The 792-nt window shown below is 53.7% G+C and carries 2 protein-coding genes; both read left to right on the forward strand.

The genetic code is table 11. From position 1 onward, the window contains the following. A partial coding sequence (locus tag KDM89_RS19185) for a branched-chain amino acid ABC transporter permease (protein WP_212689519.1) occupies positions 1-559 on the forward strand: 559 nt, incomplete at its 5' end. A 37-nt stretch (positions 560-596) separates the two neighbouring features. Beyond that, a partial coding sequence (locus tag KDM89_RS19190; RefSeq protein ID WP_212689520.1) for a DUF4287 domain-containing protein occupies positions 597-792 on the forward strand: 196 nt, incomplete at its 3' end.

The raw sequence follows: 792 nt of genomic DNA on the forward strand, positions 1-792 counted from the left end.
ATTGCTGGGTCTGATTGATCTGAGTTCTGATCTGCATTTGTACTATCTGGTGCTGGCGATCTGTATCGCTGGCTTTGCGCTGATCGTACGCATCATCCATTCACCGTTTGGCACCGTGCTCAAAGCGGTCAAAGAGAACGAGGCGCGAGCAGTGTCACTGGGTTACGATGTGGATAAATACAAGTTGCTGGCTTTCGTGTTGTCTGCTGCGCTGGCTGGTTTGGCGGGAGCGACCAAGACGTTGGTACTGGGCTTTGAAACCCTGACCGATGTGCACTGGACCATGTCGGGTCTGGTGGTGTTGATGACGCTGGTCGGCGGCATGGGCACGCTGGTTGGTCCTGTGGTCGGTGCGGTATTGATCATCGCGCTGGAAAATAAACTCGGTGACCTTGGCAATGCGCTCGCGAATCTGACGCAGGTTGACTGGTTCCGTGGCCTCGGCGATTCGGTCACGATTGTGACGGGTTTGATCTTCATCATCTGTGTGCTCTTATTCCGGCGCGGTATCGTGGGTGAGCTGGCGGCGTTGCTACGCACTTCGGTCAGAAAATCCTGAGCTGTATTTGCAGTCTCAGTTTACTCAGGAGTTGTCTATGCTTGCAGATAAGTCAGAGAAAGTGCAGGGACCCGCATCCTATTTCCCTTCTATAGAAAAAAAGTATGGCCAGCCGATTGCGCACTGGATCGCGCTGGTCGAAGCCACATTGCCGCTCAGGCATATGGAGCTGGTACAAATGCTAAAAACCGAGTACCAGATGGGACATGGGCACGCGAATGCGATAGTGGCCT

The sequence above is a fragment of the Cognatundibacterium luofuense genome (genome assembly GCF_018139685.1).
GTDB classification, from domain to species: domain Bacteria; phylum Pseudomonadota; class Gammaproteobacteria; order Burkholderiales; family Burkholderiaceae_D; genus Undibacterium; species Undibacterium luofuense.